This is a genomic window from Bradyrhizobium sp. 62B (assembly GCF_030272265.2).
In the GTDB taxonomy this organism is placed as follows: domain Bacteria; phylum Pseudomonadota; class Alphaproteobacteria; order Rhizobiales; family Xanthobacteraceae; genus Bradyrhizobium.
Map to the genome: position 1 here is coordinate 7,090,284 of NZ_CP092841.2, position 18,216 is coordinate 7,108,499.

Below are 18,216 nucleotides of genomic sequence, written 5' to 3' on the forward strand. Positions count from 1 at the left end.
TGATGCGTAAACGCGAGCGTCGCGGGTGGGGCACCTCTCCCGCTTGCGGGAGAGGTCGACGTGCGAAGCACGGCGTGTGAGGGAGCGCACCTCCCACGTAGCTAGCGCGCAAACACCAGCGTCAGATTGTTCGCGGGCATGTCGGTGGAATCGACGAGGCGGAGGCCTGTCGCCTTCGCGAGCGCCTCGACGTCACTGACGTCGCGGACGCCCCATTCCGGATTACCTTCACGCAAGGAGGTGTCAAACACCGCATTGCTGAGCGCGGTGTGCTTGCCGTCGCGCTTGAAGGGGCCGTAGAGGAACAGCTTGCCGTCGGGACGCAGATAGCGGCCGGCCCCGGCGAACAGGCCCTCGGCCACCGCCCAGGGCGCGATGTGGATGACATTGGCGCAGAACACGGCGGCAAGACTCGTCGGTGCCTGCCCGTTCTTCATCTCCACGCACCAGTCGGGATCGGTAAGATCGATGCGCAGGGGCGGGCGGATATTCGGCAGGCCCGCATACACGCGCCAGGCCTCGATGCTCCTGAGATGGCGCTGATTGAGGTCGCTCGGCCACCAGATCAGGCCGGGCGTGTGGCGGGCGAAATGGACCACGTGCTGGCCGGTTCCGCTGCCGAGCTCGACCACGTTGCCGGTCAACCCGGCGAGGTGCTTTTCGAGCGCCGCCCAGATCGGCACGTGATTGCGATGGAACGCCGGCGCATCGAGCCGCCCGTCCGACTCGACCCGCCCACCATCCCTGCCAAATTCGACGACATATTCAGCCAAGCGAGATCCCCAAAATATGTGAAACAACAACGAAGGCCTAAGGGCCAAACGCCCCTAGAATAATTTGCTAGCGCCAACCCGCTGGATGAACGAACTATCTCATCGGTTGCAATGCGCAGGATATTAACTCCATTTTGCTGCGTGCATAGTCTTGATTGTCAGGCGGTGCCCTTTGTGCTTTGGAACGCCTGTATTTCCACAAACGAGATCATCGACATAACGCTCGGGACGATGCCTTGACCGCCATTCCTTGCAAGCCTGCCATCCTGGTGGCGCTGGCCTTCGCCGCCGCCGCTTCCGTGGCCCCGGCGCAGGCGCAATCCGCTGTGGCCGACGGCCAGAAGCTCGCTTTCGACCGCGGCAAGGGCAATTGCCTGACCTGCCACGTCATCAAGGGCGGCGACCTGCCGGGAACGATCGGCCCGGAACTGAAGGACCTCAAGGCCAAGTATCCCGATCGAAACGAGCTCACCGCGATCATCTTCGACGAGACCAAGCGCAATCCGCAGACCATGATGCCGCCGTTCGGCCGGAACCGGATTTTGACCGAACAGGAGATCAGCGCGATCGTTGATTTCCTGCAGACCCTGTAACGGCCGGCTGCCCAGGAGATTTGAGATGACCACGACCACCGGCCCGCTTGCGACGAGGCGCCTGATCCTTCAGGGCGCGGCCTCCGTCGCACTGCTCGGCCTCGGCAATCTGCCGTTCGCGACGCCCGCGCGTGCCGCAGCCAACGACAAATATCCGGAAGAGGCCTTCAAGCAGAAGAACGAGGCCGATGCGATCAAGGCGCTCTATGGCAAGACCGCCGAGCCCTCCGACAAGGTCAAGCTGGATGCGCCGGAGATCGCCGAGAACGGCGGCGTGGTGCCGGTGTCGGTGACGACGACGCTCGACAAGGTGAGCTCGATCTCGTTCTTCGTAACCGAGAACCCATACGCGCTCGCGGCGTCCTACAAGATCGCCGAGGGCACGATTCCTGCTGTCGCCAACCGATTGAAGATGGCCAAGACCACCAAACTGGTCGCCATCGTCGAGGCGGACGGCAAGCTCTACAGCGCGACCAAGGAAGTGAAGGTCACCGTCGGCGGCTGCGGCGGCTAGGAGGATCGGTCCGATGGCATCAAGCATTCGCGTGCGCGCAACATCCAACGGCGACATCACCGAGGTGCAGGCGCTGATCCAGCACCCCATGGATACCGGCCTCGTCAAGAATCCCGCCGGCGAACTGATCCCCGCGCATTACATCCAGCAGCTGAAATTCGAATGTAACGGCAAGGACGTCTTCGTCGCCGATTGGGGCACCGCGGTCTCCAAGGACCCCTATGTGAAGTTCAGCTTCAAGGGCGCCAAGAAGGGCGACGAGCTCAAGATCTCCTGGACCGACAACAAGGGTGCGTCGGATACGACCACCGCGAAGATCGCGTGATGAAAACCCGCACCTCCTTGCTGCTTGGCTCGCTCAGCGCCGCGCTCGTCGCGTTCGCCCTCACCTCTCCGCGCGTCGTCGCGGCCGACAAGGTCGATCCCGTCGCAGACGCCAAGGCGTTCCAGAACTTCTTCTTCCAGAAGTTTCCTGATGTGAAGCACGAGGACTTCGTCAACGGTCCCTATTCCATGAACGCCGATCTGAAGCGGCAATGGCAGGAGAAGGAAGAATTCCCGCCTTACGAGTTCGCGCTCGATGCCGGCAAGGAGATGTTCGCGACGCCGTTCAAGAACGGCAGGACCTATGCCGACTGCTTCCCGAATGGCGGCGTCGGCATCCGCCAGAACTATCCCTATTTCGACACGAAGGAAGGCAAGGTCGTCACGCTGGAGCTCGCGCTCAACCGCTGCCGCGAAGCCAATGGGGAAGCGCCCTACTCCTACGTCAAGGACGAGATGGCCTCGCTCACCGCGTACATGGCCTACACGTCGCGCGGCAAGCCGATGGACATCAAGATCCCCGATGATCCGCGTGCGCTCGAAGCCTTCGAAAACGGCAAGCGCTATTTCTACACCCGCCGCGGCCAGATGAATTTCTCCTGCGCGAGCTGCCATGTGCAGAGCCCGGGCGAGCGCATCCGCGCCGAGATCCTGGCGCCGGCGCTCGGCATCCTGAACGCGATGCCGATCTACCGCTCCGAATGGAGCGGCATGGGCACGACCAGCCGCCGCTTCGTCACCTGCAACAGCCAGACTCGCGCGGTTCCGCTGGAGCCGCAGGCGGATGAGTATCGCGACGTCGAATATTTCCTGTCCTACGTCGCCAACGGCCTGCCGATTTCGGGCCCGGGAGCGCGGCCATGAAGCGGACACTTGCCTTGGCCATGCTGCTCGCGCTCGGCCTCGCGGCCACGGCGCGCGCGGCAAATGAAGCGGACTACAAGGCGGCCTACACCGCCGCCGAAGCCGCATCGAAGGAGGCTGCCGGCTTGCGCAACCAGTGGACCGTGACCGTCTCTGCGCTGGCCGCGGCCAAGAAAGCGGCGGATGGCGGCGATTTCGACCGCGCCACCGCCGCGGCCAAAGAGGCCGAGGCGCTGGCAAAGGCGTCGATCTTCCAGGCGACGTCCGAAAAAGAAGCCTGGAAGGCGATGGAAATCCGCTAGACTGTTCGCTAGAGCTTCTTTTTGACGCGTTTTCTTCACGCGAAGCGGTATCCACTTCGCTCGAAAACGCTCCGGTGCAACAGCCTTGCGATCACTGAGGGCGCGGAGAATTTTTGGATGGCGATCCGCCGCCGCGATTTCCTGAAGTCTGCCGGCCTTGCCGCCGCATCGCTCAGCCTGCCGCGGCTTGCGCGGGGCACCGAGGCCGTGAGCCTTTACGACCTCGAGCGGTTCGGCAATGCGCGGATCCTGCACATCACCGACACGCATGCGCAGCTCAACCCGGTCTATTTCCGCGAGCCCAGCATCAATATCGGCATCGGCGAGATGGCCGGGCGGCCGCCTCATCTGGTCGGCCGCGCCTTTCTCGACCGTTTCGGCATCCGTTCCGACAGCGCAGATGCCTACGCCTTCACCTGCGTCGAGTTCGAGAAGTCGGCAGGCCGCTTCGGCAAGCTCGGCGGATTTGCCCATCTAAAGACATTGGTCGACCGCCTGCGTGCCGATGTCGGCGAGAAGCGTTCGCTGCTCCTCGACGGCGGCGATCTCTGGCAGGGCACCGGGCTTGCCAATGTCATGCAGGGCCGCGACATGGTCGAGGTTGCCAATCTGCTCGGCATCGAAGCGATGACCGGCCATTGGGAATTCACCTATGGCGAGCAGGTGCTGCGCGACAATCTCGAGCGCTTCAAGGGCGAGTTCCTGGCTCAGAACGTCTTCCTGACCGAGGAGGCCGCGTTCAACGACGCCGCCGCCTTCGACAAGGCCAGTGGGCGCGTGTTCAAGCCATCCATGATCAGGGAGATCGGTGGCCACCGCGTCGCGATCGTCGGTCAGGCCTTCCCTTACGTGCCGATCGCGCATCCCAAGCGGTTCACGCCGGACTGGACCTTCGGCATCCGCGAGGAGGAATTGCAGAAGCATGTCGATGCCTTGCGCGGCACCGAGAAGGTCGATGCGGTCATCCTGCTGTCGCACAACGGCATGGATGTCGACCTCAAGCTCGCAAGCCGCGTCACCGGGATCGATGTCATCCTCGGCGGCCACACCCATGATGCCGTTCCGCAGCCTATGCCAGTGAAGAACGCCGGCGGCACCACGCTCGTCACCAATGCCGGCTCCAACGGGAAATTCCTCGCCGTGCTCGATCTCGCGATCGACAAGGGCAAGGTCAGCGACGTGCACTACCATCTGCTGCCGGTTTATTCCGAGCTGTTGAAGCCCGACCCCGCAATGGCCGAGCTGATCGGCCGGCTGCGCGCACCGCATGTGGCCGACTGGTCGGCGAAGATCGCAACGCCGGACCGCCTGCTCTATCGCCGCGGCAATTTCTCCGGACCGGTCGACGAGCTGATTTGCACCGCGCTGCGCGCCGAGCTCGACACCGAGATCGCGCTGTCGCCGGGATTCCGCTGGGGCGTCACCGCGCTGTCCGGCCAGGCTCTGACCATGGAGGATCTGCTCGCGGAGACGGCGATCACCTATCCCGAGACCTATGTGCAGGAGATGACGGGCGCAGAGATCAAGGACGTGCTGGAAGACATCTGCGACAACCTCTTCAATACCGATCCCTATTACCAGCAGGGCGGCGACATGGTGCGCGCCGGCGGGCTCAGCTACACCTGCACGCCGAACGCCGCGATCGGCAGCCGCATCTCGGAGCTGAAGCTCAATAGCGGCAAGGCGCTCGGCGCCAGCCACCGCTACAAGGTCGCGGGCTGGGCTTCGGTCACCGGCCGGCAAGGCGCTCCGGTGTGGGACGTCGTCGGCAAATATCTGAGCTCGGGCCGGATGTTTCCGGAACGGCTCGGCTCCGGCGTCACGCTGAGGGGCGTCGAAGACAATCCAGGCATTACGGGACAGGGATGAGGCGCGCGCAGATCCTCTCCGCGCTGATGCTGGCGCTGCTCTCCTTCGCCGCCGTCGCGCCGGCCTCGGCACAACAGGTACCGCTGCAGGACAAGCCGTTCGCCGAGCACAGGATCGTGCTGCAGCTCTCCGACGGCGATGCCAGGAAGCAGGCGCTGGTGCTGAGCGTCGCCAACAACCTGCTGAAGGCCTACGACCCCGACAAGATCGCGGTCGAAGTGGTGGCGTTCGGCCCCGGCATCGATCTCCTGCTGTCCGGCAACGAGCGTCGCAAGCAGGTCGAAAGCCTGATCGCGCAAGGCGTGCGCTTCGACATCTGTCTCAACACGGTGGATACGATCGAGCGCGAGACAGGCAAGCGGCCGGAGTTCATTCCCGCGGCGACGCCGGTGCAGGTGGGCGTCGGGCAGATCCTGTTCCTGGCGGAGAACGGGTACACATTGGTGCGGCCGTAGGGCTGTCTGACCGTCCCCACAGTGTAACGCCCCATTCGGGGTCATTCCCCGCGCAGGCGGGAATCCAGTCCTCCGCAGCACCTCCGTATCCCATCTCGGCCTCTGGACGATTGGATCGCCCGCCCCTGTGCGCAATTGCGCACTGGGGGCGACGACAGCACACAACAATAATCTTCCATATTTTGCTCGCCTCGCAGCAAAATACTTCTCTCTCCGACCCCTGTTGTAGTAGAATCCTCGACTATCAGTTCCACTGCCGGACCTCCTGCCATGATCTTCCGTCAGCTCTTCGACAGCGTTTCGGGCACCTACAGCTATCTCCTTGCCAGCCGTCCCGGCGGCGAGGCGCTGATCCTCGATCCCGTGCTGGAGAAGGTCGACCGCTACTGCCAATTGCTGCGCGAGCTCGACCTCAAGCTCGTCAAGGCGGTCGATACCCATCTGCATGCCGACCACGTCACCGGCCTCGCCGAGCTGCGCGACCGCACCCATTGCATGACGGTGATGGGCGACCAGACCAAGGCCGACGTCGTGGCGATGCGGGTCGCCGACGGCGACAAGGTGACGATCGAGGGCCTGTCGCTCGACGTGATGTACACGCCCGGCCACACCGACGATTCCTACTCCTATCTGATGGGCGACCGCGTCTTCACCGGCGATACGCTGCTGATCCGCGGCACCGGTCGCACCGACTTCCAGAACGGCTCGTCGCGCGCACAATACGATTCAATCTTCAACCGGCTGCTCAAGCTGCCTGATGAGACGATGGTATTCCCTGCGCACGACTACAAGGGCGACACCGTCTCCACGATCGGCGAGGAGAAACGCTACAACCCGCGCCTCCAGGTGCGCTCGGTCGACGAATATATCGAGCTGATGGCCAATCTGAAGCTGCCCAATCCGAAGATGATGGACGTGGCGGTGCCCGCCAATATGCATGTCGGCCTGCATCAGGAAGAGCTGGAGAAGGAAGGCCGCGCGCTCAGCGCCGTCGAGGCGATCCGTGCGCTCGGCCGGCCCGACATCCTCCTGGTCGATCTGCGCGAGGCCAACGAGCGCGCCAAGCACGGCATGCTCGAAGGCGCGCTGCACACGCCCTATCCGTCCGTCGAGGACAGCCTCAAGCCCGGCGGCATGCTGCGCGAGGTCGCGGCCGCGACGGGACGCCGCGTGGTGTTCTTCTGCGCCTTTGGGGAGCGCTCAGCGATGGCGGTGGCGGCCGCCAAGGCGGCCGGCCTCTCCAACACGGCGCACATCGCCGGCGGCGTGGATGCCTGGAAGAAGGCAGGCGGGCCGCTCGTGCATTGACGGGCTTGGCCATCGCCACGCGCGGTCCTTGCGCTAGGTCAGGGACCGCTCATATTTCCAGGGTAGGATCGGGTGCAGCATCACCATCCGGGACCAGCCATGACCAAGATTTGCAAACCGGGCGAGCCGCCCAAAATCGCCGAGAAGAACACCGTCGGGAAGAAGCCGGCAGACAACAAGGCGAAGCTCCCCTCGCCTTCTCTCGATGACGACGATTACGAGGACGGCGACATCGCAACGCCCAAACGCGATCGCTACGGTGTCGACGACGAGCCGTTGTGAGGGGTGACCTCAAACTCCGCTGTCGTCGCCACCCGCACTACCTGCCATGCGCCCGCGTTCATGGACAAATAACCGCTCTCCCCGATAGTTTCCGCCTCCATCGGGAGTGAAACGGAACTGCAATGGTCGACGTTCTCGCCGCACCGCAGCAAGGCAAGGCGGACAGCGCGCTGCGCACGCTGACGGGAATCTCGATCGCGCATTGGGTCAGCCATTTCCATCTGCTGGTCCTGCCGATGCTGTTCCCGTTCCTCAAAGCGCAGCTCGGCGTCGGCTATATCGAGCTTGGCTTCGCGCTCACCGTGTTCGCCGTGGTGTCGGGGCTGACGCAGGCGCCGACCGGCTATCTCGTCGACCATTTTGGCGCGCGCAAGATCCTGCTGATCGGGCTGACCCTCGGCGGCTGCGCGCTGATCCTGCTTGGCCTGCATCTCAGCTATGTCTCGCTGATCGCCTGCGCCGTGCTGTTGGGTCTCGCCAACAGCGTCTATCACCCCGCGGATTACGCGATCCTCGCCGAGCACATGGACGAGGCGCGGATGGGCCGCGCCTTCTCGATCCACACCTTTGCCGGCTTTCTCGGCGGCGCGGTGGCGCCCGCGATCGTGGCTGGCCTCGTCACGATGTCCAGCGGCGTCGGCGCGCTGATCGCGTCCGGCGCGATCGGCATTCTGGTGGCGCTGCTGCTGCTCAGCATGAACATTCCCGACGCCGGCGCCAGCAAGAAGAAGCCCGGCGCTGCGAACGCGCCGAAGCAAGCCGTCATCACCCCGGCGCTGATCACGCTGACGGCGCTGTTCATGCTGCTCAGCCTGTCGGTCGCCGGCATCAACAATTTCGGTGTCGTCGCGCTGATGAGCGGCTACGGGACGTCCTATTCGGCGGCCAACGTCATGCTGACGGCCTTCCTCGGTGCCAGCGCCGCGGGCGTGCTCGCCGGCGGCTTCCTCGCCGATCATACCGAACGCCACGGCTATGTCGCGGCGGCCTGCTTTGCCGTCAACGCGGCCATCGTGCTGCTGATCGCGCTCGTGACGCTGCCCGGCTGGATCCTGACCGCAGCGATGACGCTCGCCGGCTTCCTCTCCGGCGTGATCGCGCCCTCGCGCGACATGCTGGTGCGCAACGCCGCGCCCCCGGGCGCAGCGGGCCGCGCCTTCGGCATCGTCTCCACCGGCTTCAATCTCGGCGGCATCGTCTCGCCGCTGCTGTTCGGCTGGATCATGGACCAGGGCGCACCGCACTGGGTGTTCGGCGCGTCGGTGATCTTCATGGTCGCGACCGTGGTGCTGTCGCCGTTCACGGAGCGGAAGCGGGAAGCCAACGCGGCGACGCAACCCTGAGCGCACTTCCCCGCGGTTGACACTGCGCAGGCGCGCCTGAAAATGCGCCCAAGCAAAACAACCATTCGGGAAGAAACACTATGAGCACCCCTGATCTCGTGATCCGCGGCGGCACCGTCGCGGACGGACGCGGCGGCGAGCTGTTCGAGGCGGACGTCGCCATCACCGGAGGGAAGATCAGCGAGGTCGGGAAGGTCGCCTCGAAGGGACACGAAGAGATCGACGCGCGCGGCAAGCTGGTGACGCCGGGCTTCGTCGACGTGCACACGCATTACGACGGCCAGGTCACCTGGAGCCAGGACATCACGCCGTCGTCGCAGAACGGCGTCACCACCGCGATCATGGGCAATTGCGGCGTCGGCTTCGCGCCTTGCAAGCCCGCCGACCACACCCGCCTGATCCAGCTCATGGAAGGCGTCGAGGACATTCCCGAGCCGGTGCTGAGCGCCGGCATTCCCTGGGCCTGGGAGAGCTTTCCGGACTACATGGACTGGCTCGCCAAGCGCGATTTCGACATCGACGTCGGCGCGCAGTTGCCGCATGCCGCGCTGCGGGTCTATGTCATGGGCGAGCGCGGCGCGCGCCGCGATCCTTCGACCGCGGAAGACAATGCCGCGATGGCAAGGCTCGCGAGCGAAGCGGTGCGCTCGGGCGCGCTCGGCTTCTCGACCTCGCGCACGCTCAACCACCGCACCTCGACCGGCGATTTTACGCCGACGCTGAAGGCCGGCGAGGACGAGCTCACTGCAATTGCCGGCGCCATGCATCGGCAGGGGCGCAGCGTGCTGCAATTCGTGCTGGATCTCTCCACCATCCACGAAGACCTGCCGACGATGCTGCGGGTGGCGGATGCCACCAAGTGCCCGATCTCGTTCTCGATCACGCAGAACGACAAGGCGCCGAACCGCTGGCGCCAGACGCTGGACGAGATCAACGCCGCGGCCAGGCGCGGCCTTTCCATCACCGCGCAGATCGCGGCGCGCCCGGTCGGCCTGCTGCTGGGCCTCGAGCTGTCGCGCAACCCGTTCCAGACCCATCCGAGCTACAAGGCGATCGCGCATCTGCCGCTTGGGGAGAGGCTCGCGCGGCTGCATCAACCCGAGGTGCGCAAGGCGATCCTGAGCGAGACGGCGACCGCGACCGACGATCCGCTGTTCTTCCGGCCCAATTACGACAAGATGTTCCTGCTCGGCGATCCCCCCGATTACGAGCAGCCGCCGGAGAACGCGCTGGGGCCGCAGGCGCGCAAGCGGGGGCGCCAGCCGGAGGAGCTCGCCTATGACGCGATGCTGTCGGACCAGGGCCGCGGCATGCTCTACGTGCCGTTCCTCAATTATGCCGACGGCAATCTCGACGCCACGCGCGAGATGCTGATCGACCCGCAATCGGTGCCGGGCCTGTCCGACGGCGGCGCGCATTGCGGCATCATCTGCGATGCGAGCTTCACGACCTATCTCTTGACGCACTGGACGCGCGACCGCACGCGCGGCGAGAAGCTGTCGATCCCGTTCGTGGTCGCGGCGCAGTCGCGCAAGACCGCGCTGTCGGTCGGCCTCACCGACCGCGGGCTGATTGCGCCCGGCTACAAGGCCGATGTCAATGTGATCGACTATGACCGCCTGCACCTGCATCCGCCCAAGGTGCACTACGATCTGCCGGTCGGCGGGCGACGGCTGCTGCAGGATGTCGACGGCTATGATGCCACGATCGTGTCGGGCGTGGTGACGCGGCGGCACGGCGAGGCCACCGGCCGGCGGCCGGGGAAGCTGATCCGGGGCGCGAAGGGGATGAACTAGGTGGAGTTGTGAGGCGCGCAGCGCCTCACTTTCAGTGTCGTCCCTGCGAACGCAGGGACTCACAACAACAGGGAGCGGTGTGCTGGAGGATCGCGGTTCGGTACTGCGATCTATCGTAACCGAGGGATCACGCGGTATGGGTCCCTGCGTTCGCAGGGACGACAGCGACGTGTGAGGCGCCCTCTTACGTCAGCGTCACCGCGCCCTTCAGCTCGGCGCTTTGCGCCGCGGCACCGCGGCTCAACCTCGCCTTTTCCGTGTTCGGCCAGAGCAGCAGCAGGCCGAGCAGGCCGGAGCCGACCATGATCACGGCGTTGATGGTGAAGCCGGTCATGTAGCCGTCGATCGTGCTGCCGGCACGCTGGATCATCGCCCCCATCACGGCCGGCGCGACGATGCCGGCCAGCGTGTAGAGCGCGCCGTATATGGCGAGGATCGCGCCGCGCTGCGACGTCGGCGTGAACTCGCCGAGCATCGGCGGGCAGACGACATAGATCGCCCCGCACAGGCCCGAGCCGACCACGAGCAGCGCGATCTGCAGGCCCGCGCCCTGGACATGCGGCATCATCGCCAGGATCAGCCCGCCGATCACTAGCGGCACCGAGCCGAGCACGCCGCGGGCCGCGCGGGTGTTGTAGCCGCGCGCCATCATCACCTGCGAGATCCATCCTGTGAGAATGACGATGGTGGCGCCGAACACCCAGGGCAGGATCGAGATGAAGCCGGCCTGGCTCTGCGAGAAGCCGAGCCCCTTGACGATGAACGGCGTGAACCAGGTCAGGCCGAGCGACAACGCCCAATAGGCGCCGAAGGTCGCCGCGACGCAGCCGATGAAGGTGCGCGAGGTGAGAAGCTGCAAATAGGGAATCTTCGACTCGGTCGCGGCCAGGACCTGCGTGTCCTCCAGCGGTCCTTCCTTGCCGAGCGCGAGCCAGGCACAAACCCACATCAGGCCGACGACGCCGAGCGCGCCGAAGGCATAGTGCCAGGAATGATTGACGATGACCCAGTTCAGCGCGGGCACGGCGAGGATCACGCCGAAGGCCGAGCCCTGCGACAGGATCGCGGTCGGCAGCGTACGCTTCTCGTCGGGAAACCATTTGTAGATCGCGTGCGCGGCGACCGAGAAGGCCGGGCCTTCGCCGGCGCCCAGCACGATGCGGCAGATCAGGAGCGTCGTGAAGGAGACGGTGCCGACCATCGGAAATTGCGCCAGCGCCCAGACCACCGCGAGCGCCAGCAGCACCCAGCGCGTCGGCACCTTGTTGACGATGAAGCCGACCACGATCGCGGCGATCGAAAACAGGAAGAAGAACGAGGAGCCGAGCAGGCCGAATTGCTCCGGTGAGAGCTTCAGATCGGTCATGATCGGCACGCCGGCGAGGCCGACGACGATCTTGTCCGCGAAGTTCACGACCATGAAGAGAAAGAGGAGAAAAGTGACGGTCCAGGCGCCCTTCGGCGTCGGCTTTGCCGAAGCCTTGGAGTTCCCCGCCGTGCTGCCCGCCGTATCAGGCGTTCCCTGAGCGCTCATCGTTCTCCCCGCATGTCTTTTTGGCACTTTTTTGATTTGGCCGTCTTGGGAGCTAACAACGGCTTCGAGACCAACGCAACCCGGCATTTCTGGAGCAAGTGTGCTACGCAACAAGTCCGCTAATTCCGTCCGGCGCCATTCATCGTGCTGAGCATCCGTAATCTTTCCAAGACCTTCTCCTCGGCCGGCGAACCGGTCCATGTGCTGCGCGGCGTCGATCTCGACCTCGCCGACGGCGAGCGCGTCGCGCTGACCGGCGAGTCTGGCAGCGGCAAGAGCACGCTGCTGCACCTGATCGCGGGGCTCGATGCCGCCGATGGCGGCTCGATCCGGCTGGGAGACGCCGAGGTCACCAAGCTCTCTGACGCGGGGCGCGCCAGCTTGCGGCGCGACCGGATCGGCCTGGTGTTTCAGCAATTCAACCTGATCCCGAGCCTGTCGGTCGCGGACAATCTGATCTTTCAGGCGCGGATTGCGGGCCGTCATGATGCGGCCTGGACCGGCGAGCTGACCGAACGTCTCGGGCTCGGCGCTCTTCTGAAGCGCTATCCCGAGCAATTGTCCGGAGGTCAGCAGCAACGGGTCGCCATCGGCCGAGCGCTGGCGACGAAGCCGTCGCTGCTGCTGGCGGACGAGCCGACCGGCAATCTGGACGAAGACACCGCCGAGGATGTGCTGGCGCTGACGCGCGACCTCGTCGCGCGCACCGGCTGCGGCTTCCTGATGGTAACGCACAGCCTGCATCTGGCCGCTCAGCTCGACCGCCACCTGACCTTGCATGCGGGACGGATCGCATGAGACGCGCGCTGTGGATTCTCGCGGTGCTGCTCAGCCATTGGCGACGTCACAAGATGCAGTTCGCGACGCTGCTGATCGGGCTGATCGCGGCGACCGCGCTGTGGAGCGGCGTGCAGGCCATCAACCAGCAGGCCCGCACCGCCTATGACCGCGCCGCGGCGACGTTCGGCGGCAGCCGCACGGCCATGCTGGTCGCGCCGCATGCCGCAACCTTCTCGCAGGACCTGTTCGTCAAGCTGCGCCGCGCCGGCTGGCCGGTGTCGCCGGCGCTGGAGGGCCGGGTCCAGATCAACGGCCGCTCGGTGCGGCTGCTCGGCATCGAGCCGGTGACGCTCCCGGTCGATGTCGGCAATGCGCCGCGCCTTGGTGCCGCGGATCTCGGCAGTTTCGTTGCACCGCCGGGCCAGACGCTGGTGGCACGGGAAACGCTGCGCGATCTGCGGGAGCAGGAGGGCGCGGCGCCTCCGACCAGCGACGGCGCAACATTGCCGCCGCTGCGCGTGCTGCCGCAGCTGGTGCCCGACGTGCTGGTGGTCGATATCGGCGTGGCGCAGCGTCTCCTCAACAAGCCGGACCAGGTGTCGCGGCTGCTGATCGGCAAGCCACGAAGCAAGCCCGCGCCGCTGGCCAGCGTTGTCGGCGATCAGTTGCAGCTGATCGAGCCGAGCGCAGAGACCGAGCTGGAGCACCTCACCGACAGCTTCCATCTCAACCTCACGGCGTTCGGCCTGCTGTCGTTTTTCGTCGGCCTCTTCATCGTCAACTCAGCCGTCGGCCTCGCCTTCGAGCAGCGGCTGCCGATGCTGCGCACCTTGCGCGCCTGCGGTGCCTCGGCGCGGCTCGTCAACAGCGTGCTGGTGGTCGAGCTGGTGGCGCTGGCCCTCATCGCCGGGCTGATCGGGCTTGTTTGTGGCTATTTCATCGCGGCCGTGCTCCTGCCCGATGTCGCGGCCTCTCTGCGTGGGCTGTATGGCGCGCAAATCCCCGGGCAGCTCAGCTTGCGGCCCGAATGGTGGCTCGCCGGCATCGGCATCAGCATTGCGGGTGCGCTCGTCGCGGCGGCGACCAGCCTGATCAAGGCGATCCGGATGCCGGTGCTGGCAACGGCCCAGCCACATGCCTGGCAGCAGCGGCAGCGCCGCTGGCTGATCCTGCAGAGCCTGGCCGCCTGCGCCGTGTTCGCGGTCGCGCTGTTGCTGCTGCGCTATGGCGAATCGCTGATTGCGGGCTTTGGCGTGCTGGCGGCCCTGATGCTCGGCGCGGCCCTGATCCTGCCGGCCTTCCTCGAACTGCTCCTGCTGGCCGGCCAACGTGCCGCGCGAAAACCGCTGGCGCTGTGGTTCTGGGCGGACAGCCGGCAGCAGCTCTCGGGATTGTCGCTGGCGCTGATGGCGCTCCTGCTCGCCCTCGCCGTCAATGTCGGGGTCTCCACCATGGTGGGGACGTTCAGCCGCACCTTCATCGGCTGGCTCAACGGACGGCTCGCCGCCGACGTCTACATCAGCGCCTCCGACAACGCGCAAGGCACGGAGATCCGCAACTGGCTGAAGCAGCGCAGCGACGTTGAGGCGATCCTGTCGGGCGGCCGCGCCGAAGCGCAGGTCCAGGGCCAGCCGGTGGAGCTGCTCGGCCTGCCCGATCATGCACTCTATCGCGAGCGCTGGCCGCTGCTGGACGCCGCGCCCCGCGCCTGGACCCGGCTCGTGCCGGGGAATGCCGCCTTCATCAGCGAGCAGCTCAGCCGCCGCCTGAATGTGCGCATTGGCGACGTGGTCGAGGTGCCGGCACCTGGCGGGACCTGGGAGCTCGACATCGTCGGCATCTATGCCGATTACGGCAATCCCAAGGGACAGCTCGCGGTGAATGTCGCGGCGCTGATGCGGCAGTTTCCCCAGACGCCGCAGACGCGGATGGGCCTGATCGTTGCCAGGGAGAATATCCCCGGCCTGGTCGCGGCGCTGCAGAAGCAGTTTGCGCTCGACGACCGCAGCGTTGCCGACCAGGCGACGGTGAAGGCAGAATCGATCCGCATCTTCAACCGCACCTTTGCGGTCACGTCCGCGCTGAATGCGTTCACGCTCGGCGTCGCCGGCATCGCGCTGTTCACGAGCCTATTGACGCTGGCGAACTCCCGCCTGCCGCAACTCGCGCCGCTATGGGCGATCGGCATCACGCGGCCGCGCCTCGCCGCGATCGAACTGACCAAGACGCTGTCGGTCGCGCTGTTCACATCGCTGCTGGCCGTGCCGCTCGGCCTCCTGGTGGCGTGGTGCCTGATCGCGATCGTCAACGTGAAGGCATTCGGCTGGCGGCTGCCTTTCCATGTGTTTCCGGCGCAGCTGATCGGGCTCGTCGCGGTGGCGCTGCTGGCCTCGTTGCTCGCGGCCCTGTTGCCGGTCGTGCGGCTCGCACGGATGCAGCCGGCCAGCCTCGTCAAGGTGTTCGCCAATGAGCGCTGATCGCATCTCGCGCCGCGCCTTCGCCGGCGGCATCGCCGCGCTGGCGCTCGCACGCCGCGCCGGCGCGCAAGGCTATGCCGGCCTCGGCGAGACCGCGGACGGCTTTGCACAGGTGACGCCGGGAAAGACATTCGCATTTCCGGCCGATCACGGGCCGCATCCGGAGTTTCGCATCGAGTGGTGGTATCTGACGGCAAATCTCGTCGATGGCAGCGGTGCGGCGTGCGGCCTGCAATGGACGCTGTTCCGCCAGGCATCACAGCCGGGTCCGCAAGGCGAAGGCTGGGCCAATCGGCAGATATGGATGGCGCATGCGGCGGTGACGCGCGCCGACACCCATCGCTTCAACGAAGTCTTTTCACGTGGTGGTGTGGGCCAAGCAGGGGTCACGGAAAAACCGTTTGCAGCCTGGATCGACGATTGGGAGATGAAGGGGCTTGAGCACGCCGACGATCGCACCCTGGCACCGCTGACGCTGAAGGCGTCCAGCACGGATTTCAGCTACGCCCTGACGCTGGAAGCCGACCGTCCCGTGGTGCTGCAGGGCGATCACGGCTACAGCCGCAAATCGGAGCGCGGGCAGGCGTCCTATTATTACAGCCAGCCGTTCTACCGCGCGCGCGGCACGCTCACCATCGACGACAAGCCGGTCACCGTCTCAGGGCAAGCCTGGATGGACCGCGAATGGAGCAGCCAGCCGCTCGACGCTGACCAGACCGGCTGGGACTGGCTGTCGCTGCACCTGTCGTCCGGCGACAAGCTGATGCTGTACCGGCTGCGGCAGAAGGACGGCAAAGACTATCCGTTCGGCAATTGGATCAGCGCCGCCGGCGAGACGCAGATGATCGCAGGCGGTGACATCCAGATGATTCCGAAAGCGACCGCGCAGGTCGCGGGACGCGGGCTGCCGGTGGAATGGCAGATCGCGATCCCGTCGCGCTCGTTCTCGATCCTCTGCAGGCCGCTCAATCCCAGGGCCTGGATGGGCACCGGCTTTTCCTATTGGGAGGGACCGATCAGTTTTGCCGGGAGCCATGACGGCGTTGGCTATCTCGAGCTGACCGGGTATTGAAGCCGCGACCTCGTCAAAGGATTTCCGCGATGTATCACCTCACCGCCCTCGTCACGCTGCTGGCGATCGCATTTTATTTCTTCACCGCCATCAACGTCTCCCGCTCGCGCACCAGGACCGGCGTCAAGGTGCCGGCGATGTCGGGCCATCCGGATTTCGAGCGCGCCTTCCGCATCCAGATGAATACGCTGGAATGGATGCCGATTGTCCTGCCGGCGCTCTGGCTGTTCGCGGTCTATATCGGCGATGCCGCCGCGGCCGGACTCGGCGCGGTCTGGATCGTCGGCCGCGTCGTCTACTTCATCGGCTATTCCAAGGCGGCGGCCAAGCGCGGTCCCGGCTTCATGATCCAGGGCGTCGCCGCGATGGCGCTGTGGGCGGGCGCACTGGGGGCGGTGGTGTTGCGGCTGGTGAAGTGAAGCATGGCATCACACCTGCTCGTGTCCCGGGCGCGGTGCAGCGTATAACGCTGCGCCGCTGAACCGGGACCCAGCAGGCGGCACGCTGTGCGGAGAGATGGGCCCCGGCTCTGCATCGCACCGCTACGCGCTGCGATGCGTCCGGGGCACGAGAGAGCTTCACTTCGTCAGCGGGCAGCCGCTGTCCTTGGCGGTGAAGAATGCTTTGTCGCCGGGGACGGTGGCGAGCAGCTTGTAATAGTCCCAGGGCTTCTTCGACTCCGCCGGCTTCTTGACCTCGAACAGATACATGTCGTGGACCATGCGGCCATTCTCGAGCACCTTGCCGCCTTGCGCGAAATCGTCGTCGACCGGCAGCTCCTTCAGCTTCTTGGCGACGGCATCGGGATCCTTGGTGCCGGCGGCCTTGACTGCCTTGAGATAGCTCAGCGTCGCCGAATAGGTGCCGGCCTGGATCATGTTCGGCATCCGGCCGGTGCGCTTGAGGAAGCGCTCCCCGAGATTGCGGCTCTTGTCGTTGACGTCCCAGTAATAGCCTTCGGTCAGCACCAGGCCCTGTGCGGCCTGCAGTCCGAGGCCGTGCACTTCGGCGAGCGTCATCAACAGACCCGCGAGCTTCTGGCCGCCGGAGACGATGCCGAATTCGGACGCCTGCTTGATCGAGTTGGTGGTGTCGAGGCCGGCATTGGCGAGGCCGACGATCTTGGCCTTGGAGCTCTGCGCCTGCAGCAGGAAGGAGGAGAAGTCCGAGGAGTTCAGCGGCACGCGCACCGAGCCGACCACCTTGCCGCCATTGGCGGTGACGATCTCGCTGGTGTCCTTTTCCAGCGCATAGCCGAAGGCGTAGTCCGCGGTGAGGAAGAACCAGGTGTCGCCGCCGGCCTTGGTCAGCGCGCCGCCGGTGCCGACGCCGAGTGCGCGGGTGTCGTAGGCCCAGTGGAAGCCGTAGGGCTGGCAGGCATCGCCCGTCAGCCGCGAGGTCGCGGCGCCGACGACGATGTCGATCTTCTTCTTTTCCTTGGACAGCTCGTGGATCGCGAGCGCGACCGAGGAGGTCGTGAGCTCCGTGATCATGTCGACGTTCTCGACGTCGTACCAGCGCCGCGCGATCGACGCCGCAAGGTCGGGCTTGTTCTGGTGATCCGCGGTGACCAGCTCGATCTTCTGGCCGAGCACCTCGCCGCCAAAATCCTCGATCGCCATCCTGGCCGCCTCGACCGACCATTTGCCGCCGTAATCGGCATAGACGCCGGACTGGTCGTTGAGGATGCCGATCTTGACGCCTTGCGCGCCAGCCGGCGCCGCCAGCACCAAAGCAGAGGTTGCGACGGCGGCCAAAAGTGCTGATTTCATCTGTTAGCTCCCAGCAGTTTTCTGTTTTGAAATCGCGCGGATATTAGGGAAGAACCCCGGCCCTGCCCATCCATTTCAAGTTGGTCGTTAGTATGGGATTCTGCGCGCCAAATAGCCGCTGTCGTCCCGGACGAGCGGAGCGAAGATCCGGGGCCTCC

Annotated in this window: 18 protein-coding genes; 15 read left to right on the forward strand and 3 right to left on the reverse strand. The window is 65.5% G+C overall.

All coding sequences use genetic code 11. From position 1 onward, the window contains the following. Positions 1-101: 101 nt before the first annotated feature. A complete protein-coding gene (locus ML401_RS34070; RefSeq protein ID WP_211415491.1) occupies positions 102-773 on the reverse strand; it encodes a DUF938 domain-containing protein in 672 nt (223 codons plus the stop codon). 245 nt (positions 774-1,018) lie between these two features. Here ML401_RS34070 and soxX point away from each other — a divergent pair, with 245 nt between their 5' ends. The 11 genes from soxX (at position 1,019) to ML401_RS34125 (ending at position 10,423) form a co-directional block, all read left to right on the forward strand. Beyond that, positions 1,019-1,366, forward strand: a complete 348-nt coding sequence (soxX, locus tag ML401_RS34075) for a sulfur oxidation c-type cytochrome SoxX (protein WP_371746372.1) — start codon at positions 1,019-1,021, stop codon at positions 1,364-1,366. Between the two features lie 25 nt (positions 1,367-1,391). Continuing rightward, positions 1,392-1,880, forward strand: a complete 489-nt coding sequence (soxY, locus tag ML401_RS34080) for a thiosulfate oxidation carrier protein SoxY (protein ID WP_212065026.1) — start codon at positions 1,392-1,394, stop codon at positions 1,878-1,880. Positions 1,881-1,893: 13 nt separating this feature from the next. Beyond that, positions 1,894-2,205, forward strand: coding sequence for a thiosulfate oxidation carrier complex protein SoxZ (gene soxZ / locus ML401_RS34085; protein ID WP_194404948.1), 312 nt, complete (start codon positions 1,894-1,896; stop codon positions 2,203-2,205). Next, a complete protein-coding gene (soxA, locus tag ML401_RS34090; RefSeq protein ID WP_259218024.1) occupies positions 2,205-3,068 on the forward strand; it encodes a sulfur oxidation c-type cytochrome SoxA in 864 nt (287 codons plus the stop codon). The genes soxZ and soxA overlap by 1 nt, the downstream gene beginning before the upstream one ends. Beyond that, positions 3,065-3,370 carry a hypothetical protein gene (locus ML401_RS34095; protein WP_211415488.1) on the forward strand — a complete coding sequence of 102 codons (306 nt, stop codon included), beginning with the start codon at positions 3,065-3,067 and terminating at the stop codon, positions 3,368-3,370. Before soxA ends, ML401_RS34095 begins: the two co-directional genes overlap by 4 nt. A gap of 117 nt (positions 3,371-3,487) precedes the next feature. Next, entirely contained in the window at positions 3,488-5,239 is a 1,752-nt protein-coding gene (soxB, locus tag ML401_RS34100; protein ID WP_285808577.1) for a thiosulfohydrolase SoxB, read from the forward strand. Then, positions 5,236-5,694 (forward strand): hypothetical protein, encoded by a 459-nt coding sequence (locus ML401_RS34105; protein WP_285808578.1) that lies wholly within the window; start codon positions 5,236-5,238, stop codon positions 5,692-5,694. Before soxB ends, ML401_RS34105 begins: the two co-directional genes overlap by 4 nt. Before the next feature lie 270 nt (positions 5,695-5,964). Continuing rightward, on the forward strand, positions 5,965-7,002 hold the full coding sequence (locus ML401_RS34110) for an MBL fold metallo-hydrolase (protein WP_211415485.1): 1,038 nt from the start codon (positions 5,965-5,967) through the stop codon (positions 7,000-7,002). Between the two features lie 99 nt (positions 7,003-7,101). Then, a complete protein-coding gene (locus ML401_RS34115; protein WP_285808580.1) occupies positions 7,102-7,284 on the forward strand; it encodes a hypothetical protein in 183 nt (60 codons plus the stop codon). A 122-nt stretch (positions 7,285-7,406) separates the two neighbouring features. Next, positions 7,407-8,627: an MFS transporter gene (locus ML401_RS34120; protein WP_211415483.1), complete on the forward strand. Its 1,221-nt coding sequence runs from the start codon at positions 7,407-7,409 to the stop codon at positions 8,625-8,627. An 80-nt stretch (positions 8,628-8,707) separates the two neighbouring features. Beyond that, on the forward strand, positions 8,708-10,423 hold the full coding sequence (locus tag ML401_RS34125) for an amidohydrolase family protein (protein ID WP_285808583.1): 1,716 nt from the start codon (positions 8,708-8,710) through the stop codon (positions 10,421-10,423). A 184-nt stretch (positions 10,424-10,607) separates the two neighbouring features. On the opposite strand, the gene ML401_RS34130 is transcribed toward ML401_RS34125, so the two are convergent. Continuing rightward, positions 10,608-11,957, reverse strand: a complete 1,350-nt coding sequence (locus tag ML401_RS34130; protein ID WP_285808584.1) for an MFS transporter — start codon at positions 11,955-11,957, stop codon at positions 10,608-10,610. A 144-nt stretch (positions 11,958-12,101) separates the two neighbouring features. On the opposite strand from ML401_RS34130, the gene ML401_RS34135 reads away from it, so the two are divergent. Genes ML401_RS34135 through ML401_RS34150 form a run of 4 tightly spaced genes read left to right on the forward strand, consistent with a single transcriptional unit; the run spans position 12,102 to position 16,705 of the window. After that, positions 12,102-12,755, forward strand: coding sequence for an ABC transporter ATP-binding protein (locus tag ML401_RS34135; protein WP_211415480.1), 654 nt, complete (start codon positions 12,102-12,104; stop codon positions 12,753-12,755). Then, positions 12,752-15,214 carry an FtsX-like permease family protein gene (locus ML401_RS34140; protein WP_285808588.1) on the forward strand — a complete coding sequence of 821 codons (2,463 nt, stop codon included), beginning with the start codon at positions 12,752-12,754 and terminating at the stop codon, positions 15,212-15,214. Before ML401_RS34135 ends, ML401_RS34140 begins: the two co-directional genes overlap by 4 nt. After that, positions 15,204-16,286, forward strand: coding sequence for a lipocalin-like domain-containing protein (locus ML401_RS34145; protein ID WP_285808589.1), 1,083 nt, complete (start codon positions 15,204-15,206; stop codon positions 16,284-16,286). Before ML401_RS34140 ends, ML401_RS34145 begins: the two co-directional genes overlap by 11 nt. Positions 16,287-16,315: 29 nt before the next feature. Then, entirely contained in the window at positions 16,316-16,705 is a 390-nt protein-coding gene (locus tag ML401_RS34150) for an MAPEG family protein (protein ID WP_285808590.1), read from the forward strand. A gap of 159 nt (positions 16,706-16,864) precedes the next feature. Here ML401_RS34150 and ML401_RS34155 read toward each other — a convergent pair whose 3' ends face one another. After that, on the reverse strand, positions 16,865-18,058 hold the full coding sequence (locus tag ML401_RS34155; RefSeq protein ID WP_211415476.1) for an ABC transporter substrate-binding protein: 1,194 nt from the start codon (positions 18,056-18,058) through the stop codon (positions 16,865-16,867). Positions 18,059-18,216 lie beyond the last annotated feature (158 nt).

Bases quoted from the DNA above. Each gene is read 5' to 3' on its own strand.
- ML401_RS34115 (WP_285808580.1), top strand. From the start codon at position 7,102: ATGACCAAGATTTGCAAACCGGGCGAGCCGCCCAAAATCGCCGAGAAG.
- ML401_RS34120 (WP_211415483.1), top strand. From the start codon at position 7,407: ATGGTCGACGTTCTCGCCGCACCGCAGCAAGGCAAGGCGGACAGCGCG.
- ML401_RS34145 (WP_285808589.1), top strand. From the start codon at position 15,204: ATGAGCGCTGATCGCATCTCGCGCCGCGCCTTCGCCGGCGGCATCGCC.
- ML401_RS34110 (WP_211415485.1), top strand. From the start codon at position 5,965: ATGATCTTCCGTCAGCTCTTCGACAGCGTTTCGGGCACCTACAGCTAT.
- ML401_RS34155 (WP_211415476.1), bottom strand. From the start codon at position 18,058: ATGAAATCAGCACTTTTGGCCGCCGTCGCAACCTCTGCTTTGGTGCTG.
- ML401_RS34150 (WP_285808590.1), top strand. From the start codon at position 16,316: ATGTATCACCTCACCGCCCTCGTCACGCTGCTGGCGATCGCATTTTAT.
- soxY (WP_212065026.1), top strand. From the start codon at position 1,392: ATGACCACGACCACCGGCCCGCTTGCGACGAGGCGCCTGATCCTTCAG.
- ML401_RS34140 (WP_285808588.1), top strand. From the start codon at position 12,752: ATGAGACGCGCGCTGTGGATTCTCGCGGTGCTGCTCAGCCATTGGCGA.
- soxZ (WP_194404948.1), top strand. From the start codon at position 1,894: ATGGCATCAAGCATTCGCGTGCGCGCAACATCCAACGGCGACATCACC.
- soxB (WP_285808577.1), top strand. From the start codon at position 3,488: ATGGCGATCCGCCGCCGCGATTTCCTGAAGTCTGCCGGCCTTGCCGCC.
- ML401_RS34095 (WP_211415488.1), top strand. From the start codon at position 3,065: ATGAAGCGGACACTTGCCTTGGCCATGCTGCTCGCGCTCGGCCTCGCG.
- ML401_RS34105 (WP_285808578.1), top strand. From the start codon at position 5,236: ATGAGGCGCGCGCAGATCCTCTCCGCGCTGATGCTGGCGCTGCTCTCC.
- soxA (WP_259218024.1), top strand. From the start codon at position 2,205: ATGAAAACCCGCACCTCCTTGCTGCTTGGCTCGCTCAGCGCCGCGCTC.
- ML401_RS34125 (WP_285808583.1), top strand. From the start codon at position 8,708: ATGAGCACCCCTGATCTCGTGATCCGCGGCGGCACCGTCGCGGACGGA.
- ML401_RS34130 (WP_285808584.1), bottom strand. From the start codon at position 11,957: ATGAGCGCTCAGGGAACGCCTGATACGGCGGGCAGCACGGCGGGGAAC.